General features: G+C 62.0%; 13 protein-coding genes and 2 pseudogenes. 10 read left to right on the forward strand and 5 right to left on the reverse strand.

What is annotated here, in order from left to right:
- Positions 1 to 12 precede the first annotated feature (12 nt).
- The 3 genes from AB0N75_RS15110 (at position 13) to AB0N75_RS15120 (ending at position 2,459) form a co-directional block, all read left to right on the forward strand.
- A complete protein-coding gene (locus AB0N75_RS15110) occupies positions 13 to 1,023 on the forward strand; it encodes a VOC family protein (RefSeq protein WP_364651557.1) in 1,011 nt (336 codons plus the stop codon).
- Entirely contained in the window at positions 1,020 to 1,886 is an 867-nt protein-coding gene (locus AB0N75_RS15115) for a TIM barrel protein (protein ID WP_364651560.1), read from the forward strand. The genes AB0N75_RS15110 and AB0N75_RS15115 overlap by 4 nt, the downstream gene beginning before the upstream one ends.
- Before the next feature lie 225 nt (positions 1,887 to 2,111).
- Positions 2,112 to 2,459: a hypothetical protein gene (locus AB0N75_RS15120; protein WP_364651563.1), complete on the forward strand. Its 348-nt coding sequence runs from the start codon at positions 2,112 to 2,114 to the stop codon at positions 2,457 to 2,459.
- 426 nt (positions 2,460 to 2,885) lie between these two features.
- Here AB0N75_RS15120 and AB0N75_RS15125 read toward each other — a convergent pair.
- Together AB0N75_RS15125 and AB0N75_RS15130 are read right to left on the reverse strand one after the other, a co-directional pair.
- A pseudogene (locus AB0N75_RS15125) lies at positions 2,886 to 3,474 on the reverse strand (recombinase family protein).
- Positions 3,475 to 3,717: 243 nt separating this feature from the next.
- Positions 3,718 to 4,392 (reverse strand): helix-turn-helix domain-containing protein, encoded by a 675-nt coding sequence (locus AB0N75_RS15130; protein WP_364651566.1) that lies wholly within the window; start codon positions 4,390 to 4,392, stop codon positions 3,718 to 3,720.
- A gap of 166 nt (positions 4,393 to 4,558) precedes the next feature.
- On the opposite strand from AB0N75_RS15130, the gene AB0N75_RS15135 reads away from it, so the two are divergent.
- From AB0N75_RS15135 to AB0N75_RS15155, 5 genes are all read left to right on the forward strand, one after another.
- Positions 4,559 to 5,434, forward strand: coding sequence for an NADP-dependent oxidoreductase (locus AB0N75_RS15135; RefSeq protein WP_364651569.1), 876 nt, complete (start codon positions 4,559 to 4,561; stop codon positions 5,432 to 5,434).
- Positions 5,435 to 5,534: 100 nt separating this feature from the next.
- A complete protein-coding gene (locus AB0N75_RS15140) occupies positions 5,535 to 6,572 on the forward strand; it encodes an LLM class flavin-dependent oxidoreductase (protein WP_364651572.1) in 1,038 nt (345 codons plus the stop codon).
- Positions 6,573 to 6,627: 55 nt separating this feature from the next.
- Positions 6,628 to 6,981: a DoxX family protein gene (locus AB0N75_RS15145; protein WP_364651575.1), complete on the forward strand. Its 354-nt coding sequence runs from the start codon at positions 6,628 to 6,630 to the stop codon at positions 6,979 to 6,981.
- Between the two features lie 109 nt (positions 6,982 to 7,090).
- Positions 7,091 to 7,732 carry an SDR family oxidoreductase gene (locus AB0N75_RS15150; RefSeq protein ID WP_364651578.1) on the forward strand — a complete coding sequence of 214 codons (642 nt, stop codon included), beginning with the start codon at positions 7,091 to 7,093 and terminating at the stop codon, positions 7,730 to 7,732.
- Positions 7,733 to 7,844: 112 nt separating this feature from the next.
- Entirely contained in the window at positions 7,845 to 8,612 is a 768-nt protein-coding gene (locus AB0N75_RS15155; protein ID WP_364651646.1) for an NAD(P)H-binding protein, read from the forward strand.
- Positions 8,613 to 8,771: 159 nt separating this feature from the next.
- Here the strand turns inward: AB0N75_RS15155 and AB0N75_RS15160 are convergent, their stop codons facing one another.
- From AB0N75_RS15160 to AB0N75_RS15170, 3 genes are all read right to left on the reverse strand, one after another.
- Positions 8,772 to 9,161: a hypothetical protein gene (locus tag AB0N75_RS15160; RefSeq protein ID WP_364651581.1), complete on the reverse strand. Its 390-nt coding sequence runs from the start codon at positions 9,159 to 9,161 to the stop codon at positions 8,772 to 8,774.
- Between the two features lie 2 nt (positions 9,162 to 9,163).
- On the reverse strand, positions 9,164 to 9,787 hold the full coding sequence (locus tag AB0N75_RS15165; protein ID WP_364651584.1) for a hypothetical protein: 624 nt from the start codon (positions 9,785 to 9,787) through the stop codon (positions 9,164 to 9,166).
- Positions 9,788 to 9,880: 93 nt separating this feature from the next.
- Positions 9,881 to 11,005, reverse strand: a complete 1,125-nt coding sequence (locus AB0N75_RS15170; protein ID WP_364651586.1) for an IS110 family transposase — start codon at positions 11,003 to 11,005, stop codon at positions 9,881 to 9,883.
- A 579-nt stretch (positions 11,006 to 11,584) separates the two neighbouring features.
- Between AB0N75_RS15170 and AB0N75_RS15175 the strand changes: the two are divergent.
- Positions 11,585 to 12,892 (forward strand): annotated as a pseudogene (locus tag AB0N75_RS15175) (IS256 family transposase).
- Between the two features lie 457 nt (positions 12,893 to 13,349).
- Positions 13,350 to 14,228 carry an IclR family transcriptional regulator gene (locus AB0N75_RS15180; protein ID WP_364651589.1) on the forward strand — a complete coding sequence of 293 codons (879 nt, stop codon included), beginning with the start codon at positions 13,350 to 13,352 and terminating at the stop codon, positions 14,226 to 14,228.
- Positions 14,229 to 14,258: the final 30 nt, after the last annotated feature.

A 14,258-nucleotide genomic window follows, 5' to 3' on the forward strand; every position in this document is an offset into this window, starting at 1 on the left:
GAAGGAACTTACATGGCCGATATCTCGCTCCACGCCGAACGGCTCACCGATCCCGCCCACGACGCATATCAGGAACCGATTTATGACGTCGCGCAGCTCGGGCACGTCGAGATCCTCACCCCGCGTTTGCAGGACACGGCGGATTTCTTCACCCGTGTCTACGGTCTCTACACCGTCGAGGAAACGGCCGACTCCCTCTACCTGCGCGCTTGGAACGACGACGTACTGACCTCGCTCAAGATCACTGCCGCTTCTGAACCAGGCCCGGGGCATGTCGCCTGGCGGTGCACCAGCCCCCAGGCTTTGGAACGACGGGTTGCAGCTCTGGAAGCAAAAGGCGTCCAGGGCCAGTGGACCGATGGAGACATCGGCCACGGCCCCGCATATGAGTACCGCGGTCCTGGCGGCCACCTGCAGGAAATCTACTTCGAGACAGACAAATACGTCGCACCGGCGGGGCAGAAGCCTTATCTGCCCAATCAGCCCCAGAAGTACAATCCCCATGGAGTTGCAGCAGCACATCTCGACCACATCAACCTGTTGGTCCCCGATGTCACGGCGGCCAGCGCCTTCGCCCAAGAATCCCTTGGCTTCAAGCTACGCGAACGGCTTATCCCAGCCGGAAGTGACGACGAAGTCGGAGCATGGCTCTCTCTGATGACGAAAGCCCATGACCTGGCTCTGACCCAGGAGCCTTACCCCACCGAAGGCCGCTTGCACCATCTCGCTTACGCAGTGGAAAGCAGGGAAGACGTGCTGCGCGCCGCCGACATCTTCATGGAGAACAACGTCCCCATTGATTTCGGACCAGCCAAGCATTCCCGCACACAAGGGTTCTTCCTCTATGTCATCGAACCCGGCGGCAACCGGGTCGAAGTCTTCTCAGGAGGGATACACATCTATTCCCCTGATTTCGAGACCGTCACCTGGGACACAGAAACCGGTGGGCGGAGCACCGCATGGGGCTTGGCCACGCCGCCCAGCTTCAAGGAATACGCCACACCTGTGTACGAGGCCCCGTGACTGCCCACCCGCGCGCAGCCACCAACAGCTTCGACCTAACTGCCAGCTTCGTGAGCCTCTCCGGCGCAGGGTTCGGTCAACCTGCCCGACACAGCCTTCCGGACAGGGTCAAAGCTGCCGCCGCAGCAGGATTCCGCGGAATCGGCCTACATGTAGAGGATCTTCCTGATACGGAAGAGGAGTGGGAAAAATCTGCCTCCATGATCGGCGAAGCAGAGCTGGCGGTCACCGAATTTGAGTTCCTCAGCGGCTGGACCAGCGGCTCCCCAGCGACCCAGACTGCAGCAGCAGTACAAGCAGCTCGGCGGTGGGGCGGCCACCACGTGACGGCTGGGGAATTCGGCGGCGCTCCCCTGGACATGCGTGCTGCCGCAGAGGGCCTTGCCGTCACGGCAGCAGCGCTTGAGCCCTACGGAGTACAAGTTGCCGTGGAACCATTCGCCTGGTCGTCCATCGGGACCTTGGAGGCAGCGCTGGAGATCATTGACGCCTCCGCTGCCCCGAATGCCGGGCTCATGATCGACGTATGGCACTTCTTTAACACCGGTGCCACCGTCGACATGATCCAGCATCTTCCGACGGGAGCAATAAAGGCAGTCCAGCTCAACAACGGCCCCCGAGTTCATAGCGACTTCTTAGCCAACGCCCGCTCCAAGCGTTGGCTCCCCCATGAGGGAGAACTCGACATCACCGGCCTAGTTACGGCGGTCACCGCCCATGGGTACCAGGGTCCTTGGTGCGTAGAGGTCAACAACCCCTCCTACCGGGAGTTGCCTCTGCAGGAAGCCGCTTCTCAAGCGTTCGAGAGCAGTCGTGCGGTGCTTGACGACGCCCTCGCTCGCTCCGACGCCGCCTACGGTTGATGAACGGAAGAGCAGCCGGCGAGACGTCCCCTACCGACCCATACGTCTCATACGTCTCATACGAGCAAGTTACCTACACCGCTGTTCTGCGTAAGGGCGATGAAATCGAGGCGCGTCGCGGAAATCGGGTCCTGTACAGCGGGCTAATAGAACAAACTGCACCCGGCCTCGACGCACTCTGGATTAAGGAGTCAGGCAACAGGCGGCGAAGGATGCTGCATGCCAGTGAGTACACCATCTGGCGCCTGGTTCAGCATGTTGAGTAAGAACCACCTGAACATCACGCCCAGCGATGCGAAAGTGCAGCAGAACCAAGAGGGCAAGGGGCTGAGTGGAAGGAACGGGGCACTGTACTCGTACATTTATGACGACTGGTCGCGACTAGTTGGTGCTGATGTTGAAGTCAGGCACCGGGGAAATCCCCTGCGTGAAGGGTTAATAGAAGCAGTCACCGGCGATTCGAAGGTGGCTTGGCTCGCTCAAGATGGTTGCCATCAGCGCCTGATGATCCTCAAAGATGAAGGCTATGAAATCTGGTTGCGGCCAAACCAGCTAAATGCCCGCCTTAACTGACGCGGGCCGGCGAGCAAGCTGAAGAGCGCAGCCGCAGGTATTCTTGGGCTTCCGCGCTCGTGTCGAAAGTGGACACAGTTGGGCAGGCTGTGCCGACAGCCTGCCCAACGTTTCTGCGCTGTCCGCGCCTTCAGATGCCGAGCTATAACTGCAGGCGCACACTCACACACCGGAAGCGATAGGCAGCAACGTTTCCTGCTGGCAGAGAAAGGTGACTACGACTTCTACGCCGCGGATGAAGCCAATGGTGGCGCTTGGTGCGCGCTCTTGCACCCGAACCTGTTTGTGACAGGGCTTCACCTGTGGAGCGGCCGGCCGAGGCCTGTCGCCATGGGACTTCCGCGCGTGTTGCGGCTAGACGATCCCCCACTTGGCCACAAATGGAGGAATCGATAGGTCCCATTCGCCGGTCCCCCACCGCGACACTTAAGGACCGCTCCCGTGTCGGGAAAAATCCCGTACAAAGGTTGCACGGGACTTCCCTAAGTCGCGGGCAACCTGCGCCGCCGGCTCACCGGCTTTGACCAGTTGGACGGCGCTTCGGATCTGGCTATCGGTAACCCGGCGGGGCCGGCCGCCGAGGTCCGCGCCAGCTTCTCTGCGCTTGTTGATGGAATCCGTAAGGCGTTCGCGCCTGATCTCGGTTTCCATCTGGGCAAGGGCAGCCATGACCGTGAACAGCATTGACCCCCATCGGAGTTGCTGTGTCGACGTCTCCTCCGCCCAGGTTCAGTACGCGCAGCCCGGCACGCCTGCTACGGAGTTCATCGGCGAGAGCAAGCATGTTCTGGGTGGATCTGCCGAGCCGGTCCAAAGTCATGATGACAAGGGTGTCCCCTTCGATCAGTGCCTCGATTGCTCGATCAAACTGGGGTCGTGAAGCGCGTGCTCCGGAGACGCCATGGTCGACGTAGAGGTCATCACCTCGAACGCCGGCGGCCAGTAGATCTGCCTGTTGCCGGTCGGTTGACTGCTGCCGTGTCGAAACTCGCGCGTAGCCGATAAGTTTCACCATGGCCTGCCTCCATGTGTCGCATAACTAAAGGCCAGTATGCCGATTCCACGAACGGGTTTCGAGACATAGTTACGAGAATCGCAGGACCCTGAAAATTGCCCTCTCGCGGGGAACCCCTGGGTCGCTAGGAAAGTGGCGTGAGACGTCTCGTATCCCAAGGGTTTCAACACATGGAGGTTCGAGACCCCTCTTATCCCGATGTATTCGGGACATATCAACTATGAACTACCGAGCCCCAGCCAACTACGGCGTTTGCGAGAGGCGCATGAGTGCCCGGTACACCTGGCCCTTGCTGGGCGGGTCCGGGAGCGGCTGGGCTGCTTCAGCCGCGAATGACTGGAGCAGGTATCCCAGAATCCGGCGCCAGGCATCCGGTGCGGCGTCGCGGGTGGCCGTGACCACACCCGCGTTGGCCATCAGGATCAGGGGGACGTCCTGGTGGGCGAAGTCCTGCCGGAGTTTGCCAACGGCTTTTGCACGGTCGAGCAGCTCCCCGAGGGCGTTGGCGGAGCGGTTGCGTTCCTCCTCGAAGGCTTTGGCGGTTGGAAAGGTCATGGTGAGCACGTCGGCGAAGCCTCGGTCATCGGCCTGCATCCGGCAAACCCGCTCCATGTAAGTACAGAAGCCGTTCCATGGGTCTGGGTCGGCGAGGGCTTCATCAATGGCATCGGAATAGGCATGCATCTTGTCGGCGAATGTCGCGGCCACGAGGTCGTCGCGGGTGGGAAACCGCCGGAACAGGGTGGCAACTCCGACGCCGGCGCGGCGGGCGATCTCGTTGGTTGACACGTCGAGCCCGAGTTCGGCGAACACCTCGCGCGCTGTTTCCAGGACGCGCTCCCGATTGCGTTCCGCGTCTGCCCGGAGGTTCCGGCCGCTGGATGCAGGTGCGGTGCTCTCGTCGTTTTCTTTCGCCATGTGATCAGCCTACACGCTTGTGGAATAGGCGCTCCACTTTAGGTGTTAGAGTTTTCGAAGCAAGTGGAGCAGTTGTTCCACTAATCCACTACGAAAAGAAGAGAACAGACATGCGCGCATTTGCACTGACCGGTTTCGGAGAAACCCCACCATCGTCGAGGCCCCCTTGCCTGAGCCTGCCGAGGGCGAGGTCCGCGTCCGCGTCCACGCCGCCTCGGTCAACGGTTTTGACCTCTCCGTGGCCAGCGGCCGACTCGAGGGGATGATGGAGCACCGTTTCCCCGTGGTGTTGGGCAAGGACTTCGCCGGCACGGTTGACGCTGTCGGGGCCGGAGTGGCGGATTGCCACGTCAGGGACCGGGTCTTCGGCGTCGTGACCAAGCCCTTCATGGGCGACGGATCCTTCGGCGAATACGTCACCGTCCCGGTGGCGGTTGGCATCGCCAAGCTCCCAGACACGGTGGACTTTACCGGGGGCGCCGGTCTTGGGCTGGCAGGTACCGCGGCCGTGGACGCGTTCGACGGTGCAAACATCAGTTCGGGATCCACCGTCCTGGTGGCAGGCGCGACCGGAGGGGTCGGTCAGCGGGCCCTTCAGCTCGCGGTCCGGGCCGGGGCCCACGTGATCGCCACCGCCAGCTCCACTGAGGAGAAGGAACTTGTGACCCGCCTCGGCGCGGCAGCCACTGTCGATTACAAGGCTGACGTTACCGAACAGGTCCTCGCCGGCCACCCCGACGGCGTCGACGCGGCGCTGAACTTCGCGGGCGCCCCGGCCGCCCTGGTGCCTGCCGTGAAGCAGGGCGGACGGCTCGTTTCGACCCTCATCATGAGCCCCGAGGACGTCCCGGCGGAGGGCATCCAGGTCGTCTCGGTCTACGCCCACCCGGCACCGGCCACTCTGGAACGTGTGGCCCAGAACCAAGCGGAAAAGAACACTGCTGTGACCGTCCAGCGCACGTACAGCCTTGAGGATGCCGAAAAGGCATTTGAGGACTTCGCCGCCGGCACACTCGGCAAGCTCGTGATCACTGTCGCCTAATCCACCACCAAACCGGTGTGCTGCGGGGCCGGCAAAGGCCACCTCCGCAGCACAACCTCTATCCAACCGCTGCGCTCCCCGCGACCAAGGAGAACTTCTGATGACCTTCGAACTCGGTGTCTACACCTTCGGGAATACACCGCAAACCACCGACGGTGGCACCGGCAACACTGCGCAGGCGATCCGTGATGCGCTCGAAGCCGCCCGGCTGGCCGATGAGGTCGGCCTCGACTTCTTCGGGTTCGGCGAGCACCACACCGCCTCGATGCCGTTGTCTTCCCCTACCTCGATGGTCAATGCCGCGGCGGCCGCGACACATCGAATCAAACTCGGCACGACGGTAACGGTGCTCTCCACCGACGAGCCCTTGCGGGTCTTCGAGCAGCTCGCCACCGCGGCCGCGATCGCGCCCGGGCGGATCGAGACCGTCGCCGGCCGGGGCTCTTCCCCGATCACGTTCCCGCTCTTCGACTACGACAAGGCCGACTACGACATGCTGTTCGCCTCCAAGCTTGAGTTGCTGATGGCGGCCAACCACCACGACCGCGTCACATGGAACGGGCCACACCGCAAACGGGCCCTCGAGGAAGCGCTGATCGTGCCCCGTCCGGAGCATCCGTTGCGGATCTGGCTCGGAACCGGGGGCAGCCCCAGTTCGGTGGGCCGCGCCGTCGAGCTCGGGCTTCCAATGTTCTTCGGTATCCTCGGCGGGACCCCTGAGCATTGGGCACAGTACGGCCACGCTTACCGTGACGCCTGGGCCGAGGTCGGCCATCCCGCCGAGGACGCCGGCATCGCGGTCGCCGTGCACGGATTCGTCGGCACCGCTAACGGGGCGGCGAAGGCCACCTACCTTGAGCACGAGCTGCGCATGTTCGCCACCGGGTCCGCCGAGATCGGACGCCCGGGAATGGCGCCGTCCGGCCGCGAGGCAGCCATGGAGCCCGGTGGCATGGTCTTCGCCGGCAGCCCGGACGAGGTGACCGACCGCATCCTCCACCTCCACGGACTGCTCGGCCACGACCGGCAAATCCTGCAAATGGACGTCGGCGGCATGCCCCACACCACGTTCCTCAAGAGCATCGAACTGCTCGGCACCGAAGTGCTCCCGCAAGTCCGCAAGGAACTCGGCCAGTAGGGCCGCCGCAACCACCCGTCATCCCCACAACGTCACTGCCCCTCCAGGAGAACCCGTGTTCATAGCCCTCGTCATCGCCACTGCCCTCCTCGCCCTCCTCGCGGGAAACTCCGCCATGATGAAGCTCCGCAAGAACGACCAGGTCGTGGCCGTCATCGGCGGCACCGTCGGCGTGCCCGTCAGCTACTTCCCTGTCCTGGCTGCGCTCGAAATCGCCGGGGCAGCTGGCATCATCGCCGGCCTGTGGCTCGCCCCGCTCGGCATCGCAGCTGCGGCCGGACTCACCGCCTACTTCATTGGGGCCATCGCCGGCCACCTGCGCGTCCGCGACACCAAGAACCTGGCCATGCCGCTGATCCCTCTCGCCCTCTCCATCACGGTTCTGGTGCTGCGCCTCATCACCGCCTGAGCACGACCCCATCCGTAACCAGCCACCACAGTCCGCACACCATTCAAGACAACCCTGCCTGCCCCGGTTCGAGAACGTCCGGGTCGGCGACAGGAGAGGAACAACACCAATGAACGTCACTGTCTTCGGCGCGACCGGCGCCATCGGCTCACTCACCGTCAACGAACTTCTCAGCCACGGTCACACGGTCACCGCTTACGCCCGCAACGCCAACAAAATCCCCGCCACGTGGGGCGACACAGTCCGAGTCGTCATCGGGGAAATGTCTGACGCCGCAGCCATCGACGACGCAGTCAAGGGCGCAGATGTTGTCATCAGCGCTTTAGGCCCAAGCATGGACCGGAAGGCCACCGGCCTGCCCCTGGTCGAAGGAACCAGGCACATCCTCGATGCCATGAAACGCCACCACGTCACCCGCTATATCGGCCACGGAACCCCCAGCATCCTGGACCCGCAGGAAAAGCCCACCTTCCAGACCCGGCTCATCGGCTTCATGGGACGGACGTTCCTCAAGCGCGCCTACAACGAACTCCTCAGCATGACCGACCTCATCAAGAACTCGGGAGTGGACTGGACCATCGTCCGCTTCTCGGCCCCTACGGACGGCGAGAGGACCGGGAAGATACGTACGGGTTTCTACGGCAAGGACAAGATCGGCTTCCCCATCACCCGCGCCGACATCGCCGCGTTCACCGCAGCCCAAGTCGAGGATCCCTCCTACATCCACCGCGCCCCCGCCATCAGCAACTAACCCCCATCACAAAGGAACCAACACCCATGACCATCGCAATCTTCGGCGCCACCGGAAACTCGGCGGCCACATCATCGACCAACTCCTCGAACGGGAAATTCCCGCCGCCGACATCCTCGCCCTAGGCCGCAACACCGAACGCCTCGACCAGCTCGCCGAACGAGGGCTTGCCACAGCAGCGGTCAACCTTGAGGACGTTGACGGCACCGCCGCGACACTGTCCGGTGTAGACAAGGTCCTGCTGATCTCCGTCAGCGACCCCGGCCAACGCGTTCAACAGCATGCCGACGCCATCGAAGCGGCCCGCCAGGCCGGTGTGCGGCACCTGGTCTACACCTCGGCTTTGCAGGCACCGACCACCATCCTCGAACTCGCCGCAGACCACAAAGCCACCGAAGAACTCCTCACCGCCCCCGGTATTCCGGCAACATTCCTGCGCAACGGCTGGTACACCGAGAACCATGTCCAGGACTTCGCCGCTGCCCGCAACAACGGTGCCATCGCCAACAGCGTCGGGGAAGGCCGCCTGGCCACCGCCTCCCGCAAGGACTACGCCGAAGCCGCCGCCGTCGTACTCACGACTCCCGGCCACGAAGGCAAAGCCTACGAACTCTCCGGCGACGCCGCCTGGAACTACGACGAATTCACCACCGTGGCCGGGAAAGTCCTCGGAACCCCGGTCTCCTACAAAGCACTCACTGCAGAAGAGGAACGCGAGCAGCTTCTGGCCTTCGGCCTTGATGCCGGCACCGCAGGCTTCCTGGTCATCCTCAACGCCAATACCCGCGAAGGCGCACTCGCCCACACCTCCGGCGACCTCGCGCGGCTCATCCAACGACCCACCGAGCCCCTCGAAGTCACGATGCGGATCTGGGCCTAGCCGCGGGAGAGCGGCTCCCGAGTGCCATTTGGCACTGCAAAAATGCCGCCATTTGCTGCTGAGGTTCACAGGAGGAGGAGGACCAGCCAAGGCTGATGGCGTTCGCCGGGATGAGACGTCTTGTATCCCAAGCGATACGAGTTGCTCTGGCGAGGGTCGTTAGCTAGCCTCAGCAGGCTGGACCAATACTGTGATCGAGGGGTCGACATCGGCGGCCCAGGCCAGAGTTGGCAACTCTGCACCCTCAAGCCCGCCTAGTTCAAGAGCAGCTTGGGCCGAGAAATGAGACGACTGAATGGACTGCCCGTTGGCAGCGGCTGCATAGAATTGTGCGGCGTAAGTGATGGCGTCCCCATCGTTGATCTCATCGGCCATCCCGATCGCGAATGGAGCGACATCGTCTACGAGCTGGTCTATTTGGGCCGCGGAGTTGCAGGAGTTGAGCAGGACCAGGAGCGGCGGTGTATCCGTCGCCCTGACTGCCGACGCAAAAGCTCTTGCACTGACGATGACACCCTGGTGCTTGTCATCCTCATCCCGTTCGAACATGATCAGGTCATCATTGCTGTGCCCAGAGAATGGACTACGTGAGGCCGGAACTTGGTAATCCCATCAAGTAGGTCTGAAGTCGTAGCTGCAGGACGCACGTCCAATTCGACGAGATCCCGGTGAAGGGCGCTTTCCACAGCCGCACGGATGCGTTTCTGTTCTCGCCCGACACGGAGGTCACCTTCGGAGGCTGCTCCGAGAATGAGAATCCTCAACCGCTCCGGCTTCGGAGAAGGCAGACTCCTTACCGCGCTGCTAGCCATGGCTTCAGGCTGGATAATTCGGCGGCTTAGGGCAGCAGAGTCAGCCGCCATACGGCGGTCTTTCTGCTGCTGCTCGCGCTTACGCTTGCGCTCCGCCGCGTCGGCTTGAGAGCGCTCCGCATTTGCTAATCTGCCCTGCAGACTAGATTCCTCCCGGGCATAGGCAGTCGCCTTGTCCTGCCAGCGGTTCGCTTCCTTGCCCGCGGTGGCGGCCTCATTCTCATAGCGCTCAGATTCTCGTCGCTTGCTGGATGCGCCACTCGGACTTGTTGCTTTATCCGCAGCGGACCGAGATTTGGCAGGGGCAGAACGTTTCACTGTTTCCTTATTCCGGTACTCCCCAGCTTTCTTCTCCGCCTCCATACGCTGTTTACGCTTCCGGTCCAACTGTCCGCGGTATTGACTCGCACTCATCCAAACCTCCGAGGCCGACAGATCGTATCTTTGTCGGTGAGCTTACGTTGACTCCCCGACAAACATCGGTCCTTGGGCCTGCCCCTGCGCGGTGGGTCGCGTCGGATCGGCTACCGCGTAAAGGGTGTTGAGTTGGCGGTAAAGGGCTCGGGCGAGGTAGCGCTTGAGAGATCTTCGGATTTCGCGGTAACTACGGCCTTCTTGGGTGCGTTTGGCGACGTACTCCCGTGTTCCGGGGTCGTGGGTCATGCGGGTCATGGTGATGGTGTGCAAGGCACGGTTGAGGCGCCTGTCACCGCCCCTGTTGAGCCTGTGCCGGACAGTGTTACCGCTTGATGCCGCCAAGGGATTCACCCCTGCCAGTGAAGCGAAGGCAGCTTCGCTGCGAAGCCTTCCTGGATGCGACCAAGCTGTCAGGACAGTTGCGACTGTGACAGCCCCGGCGCCCATCATCTCCAACAGCGGCGCTGCCGGACTTTGCTGGATCAGTTCTGTCATGCGCTTCTGGTTCGCCGCCAACTGAGTGGTCACTTCTGAGACTCGGCGCGCCAACCTTACAGCCTCCTCGCGCGCAATCGACAGTTCTAATTGCTCCTGTCGTTCCCGCCACCTGGTGATTGTGGCGATCTGCGCTGGAACCAGAGGTTTACGAGCGTCGATTCCAAGATCATGGCTTCGGAGGAGAGCGACGAGTGCGTTGACGTTCATTGTTCGTTCCCGTGCCAGCTGATCCCGCGCTGCACTTAAAACCCTGAGTCCCGCACGGGTTCCTTGATCCAGCCGCGGAGCCCGGAGCTCGGACTCCTCCAAGCCCAAGACAGCGCTTCCGATGGCTGCAGCGTCCACTGGGTCGGATTTTCCCAGCCCTCGACGGCCTCGGGCGTTCATTCGTGGTGCTTCGGCGACGTCGTAGCCAGCATCCGTCACTACCCTGGCTAAGCGCGCCCCGTAGGAACCGATACCCTCAACAGCCCATAAACAGCCCATATCGCCGTCTGTCCTTCGGGCTACCCAAGCAAGTGCGCGGGAAATCCCTGCCGAGGTGGTGGGGAACTGCTCGCACGCGATCTGTCGCCTAGTGCTGGCCTCGATGATGGCGTAAGTGTGGGTGCGTGCGTGACAGTCCACGCTGATAATGAACGGGCGGGTCTGCGCAACGAGGGTCAACGCGGCCACCCTCCTTTCTTCTAAGGGACAAGTCAGGTCGCAACACGACCGGCGCCGGACCTGGGAAGGGTCACTCCGCGGCAAAACTGTGATGAGCCACAACCTCAAAGGTTGGGCAAGCTTCTAATCAAGCCAACGAAATGGGACAGGTCAGTGCCGGTTGCTCCACCCAGCGTGGACAAATCGGGGGAAACGCACCTTTGAGGGGCAATTGTTTTTTCGAGTCACGCGCCAAGCAGAACGACCGGCACCAACACTGCCAGCTAGTCCCAGACCAGCCACGTAAAGACTCACAATTGTTTTTTGTTGCTGGCAAGCTCGCTTGCTCGGCGGCCGACGCAGGCCCGTCCACCCGCAGGGCAAGGGGGAGGAAATCAGCGACGAAGGAGCGCCGGAGGGACATTTCCTGCACCGCAGGCCCCTGGAGGAACGACCGGGGCTAGACGGGCCGGGGGTGTCAGATTGTTTGTGTAGGAGAGCTGTAGTCGCCGACTGATTGGGAGAATCATTGTGGCTATGACTAAGCCCCGTGAAGAGTTGCCCGAGGAGCTTGCCCGTAAGGCTGCGGCTGCCGGCAGCATGGATGCGTTGAAGGCTTCAGGCGCGTTCGATGAGCTGATGGCTCAGATCGATGCCGGGCAGCTGGAACTCGACGGCAAGGATGGCTTTATCCAGCAGCTGGTCAAGGCCTCCCTCGAACGCGGGCTGCAGGCCGAGCTGTCCGGGCATCTGGGCTATGACAAGGGCGATCCGATCGGTCGTTTCCTGCCCAATTCCCGCAACGGGTCGTATCCGAAAACACTCGGAACATCCGCAAGGGACGTGGATCTGGCCGTGCCGCGGGACCGTGACGGATCATTCAGCCCGCATCTGGTGCCCAAGGGTGCCCGCCGCACCGGTGGCCTGGCTGAGATGATCATCAGCCTGTACGCCGGCGGGATGACGGTCCGGACATCGCCCACCATCTGGAGTTCACGCTCGGCACCGAACTCTCGCACGAGACGATTTCGAAGATCACCGACGAGGTCCTTGATGAGGTCCTTGAATGGCAGAATCGACCGCTGGAGCCGCTGTATCCGATCCTCTATCTGGACGCGATCATCATCAAGGTCCGCGACGGACACCAGGTCGAGAACCGGCCCGCGCACATCGCCGTGGGCGTGGACATGGAGGGTATCAAGCACGTCCTGGGCATGTGGGTCGAAGCCACCGAGAGCGCGAAGTTCTGGGCCGGCGTCTGCGCCGAGCTCGCCAACCGCGGGGTCAAAGACGTCTTGATTGTCTGCTGCGACGGGCTCACAGGCTTCCCCGAGGCCATCGCCGCGACTTGGCCGGCCGCGACCGTCCAGACCTGCGTCGTTCACCTGATCCGCGCCTCGATGCGGTTCATCGGCTACCAGGACCGCAAGAAGGTCGCCTCCGCCCTGCGGCCCGTTTTCACTGCCCCGACGGCCGACGCCGCGCAGGACGCCCTCGATACCTTCGAGGCCTCCGATCTGGGACGGAAGTATCCCGCAACGGTGCGGACCTGGCGGAACGGTTGGGAGAAATTCATCCCGTTCTTGGCCTTCCCGCCACCGGTGCGGCGCATCATCTACACGACCAACGCGATCGAGTCGCTGAACTACCAGCTGCGCAAGGTCATCAAGAACCGCGGGCACTTCCCCAACGAATCGGCCGCCGTGAAGCTGCTCTGGCTGGCAATCTGCAACATTGAAGACAAACGCGCCAGCGAACGGGCAAAACTCGAAGGTCGGGGCACGGGAGAGCCGGTCCAAGACCGTAAACAAACTCATCGAAGGAATCACCACGCAAGGATGGAGCGAGGCCCTCGGCATCCTCGTTTTGAACTACCCCGACAGAGTCGGACCCTACCTGAACCGATGAGACTCCACCTCACCTACACAAACAACTTGACAGGCTCGACGGGCCGGAGCGGACGCCTAAAATCCGCAGGACAGCAACCAAAAAACGTCGCAGACGTAGACAGGGCCAGGGCCGCCGGAGCCCTGCGACGGAGGCACTGGACCCAACAGCCGGCCGCGCCAGCGGACGCCCATATCGGAGGACGGTCGATGGCCGGGTGGCTCTCAGCCCGCCGGCGCGAGGCAACCGACGGCTCCACCCTATTCGTGGATTTCCGCACCGAAGGCAACGACTGGCCACCGCCACGATCCCTACATCTAAGTGTCGCTGGGCACTACGTTTGCAAGTGCAGCGGGTCTTTCTACAATCGCAGAACAGGATCCGACCACTCGACGTTCCGTTCGTGGCAATTCCCTCCCCTGACCGACTAGGGAGAATCTCTTCACACACACCGCGATTCCCAACACGCCATGTTAGCGTGATTTTGATCATATTTTGCTCGCGGAATCTGCGCTCCCGAAGATCCAGAAAGCTTGTAGCCGAGAAAATGAAGCATACTGCCGCAATCGGAGAAGCCGCCGCCGAGCCCTTGGTAGATCGTCGCTCCGTCTTGGAACGAGCCTCTCGAATTCTGGGCAGTTTCGATCAATCAAACCAGTTTCAGTCCCTGAGCGCGGTCAGTCGCACTACAGGGTTACCCCTAACTACTGCACATCGGATTGTCACCGAACTTCTATCCCTCGGCTTGCTCGAACGAGATGAGACAGACCGTTTAAGCATTGGGACCGAACTCTGGAAGATTGCGCTTTGCGCTCCCAAGGCATCGGGGCTGCAACGTATCGCACTACCTTTCATGCAAGACATGTACTCGGCAACAGGTTTGCCCATCCACCTGGGCGTAGCTGAGGGCTACGAGGTTCTGTTCATCGAGAGTCTGCGTAGCGAACCATCGACGGATGAACGTCCCAGGCTCGGAGCAAAATACCCAATGCATATCACTGCGGTAGGAATGGCGCTCTTGGCCCACATGCCCGAAGCGTTCGTGAAAGGGTACTTGAAGCACATTGAGGGGGGAACCAGCGAAGGGGCGTTAACAGAGAAGAAGGTTTACTCGCGACCCAATGAATTTGCCCTACGAAGAGAGCTTGCTGGAATCCGGGCCGAAGGCTACTCCCTCAGCGACCGCCAGGCAGAACCTAATGCAGTGGCTCTCGGTGCCCCGATCTGTCTTGGTGGTGGAAGACCCATTGGTGCAATCTCCATCATCGTCCCGTGGGGCAAGGAACATAAGCCCTACGCGCTCCTCGTGCGCACTACTGCTCGGAGCATTCAACGGTTGTTATCAGAGCCCACCTGATATCGATACAGCGTATCGACGGTACTCAGC

The sequence above is a fragment of the Arthrobacter sp. NPDC089319 genome, from assembly GCF_040684925.1.
Taxonomy (GTDB): Bacteria; Actinomycetota; Actinomycetes; order Actinomycetales; family Micrococcaceae; genus Crystallibacter.

What these genes read in the sequence shown, in the direction of transcription:
- AB0N75_RS15110 (WP_364651557.1), top strand. Translation starts at nt 13, where the DNA reads ATGGCCGATATCTCGCTCCACGCCGAACGGCTCACCGATCCCGCCCAC.
- AB0N75_RS15130 (WP_364651566.1), bottom strand. Translation starts at nt 4,392, where the DNA reads ATGGCGAAAGAAAACGACGAGAGCACCGCACCTGCATCCAGCGGCCGG.
- AB0N75_RS15140 (WP_364651572.1), top strand. Translation starts at nt 5,535, where the DNA reads ATGACCTTCGAACTCGGTGTCTACACCTTCGGGAATACACCGCAAACC.
- AB0N75_RS15150 (WP_364651578.1), top strand. Translation starts at nt 7,091, where the DNA reads ATGAACGTCACTGTCTTCGGCGCGACCGGCGCCATCGGCTCACTCACC.
- AB0N75_RS15160 (WP_364651581.1), bottom strand. Translation starts at nt 9,161, where the DNA reads ATGTTCGAACGGGATGAGGATGACAAGCACCAGGGTGTCATCGTCAGT.
- AB0N75_RS15165 (WP_364651584.1), bottom strand. Translation starts at nt 9,787, where the DNA reads ATGGAGGCGGAGAAGAAAGCTGGGGAGTACCGGAATAAGGAAACAGTG.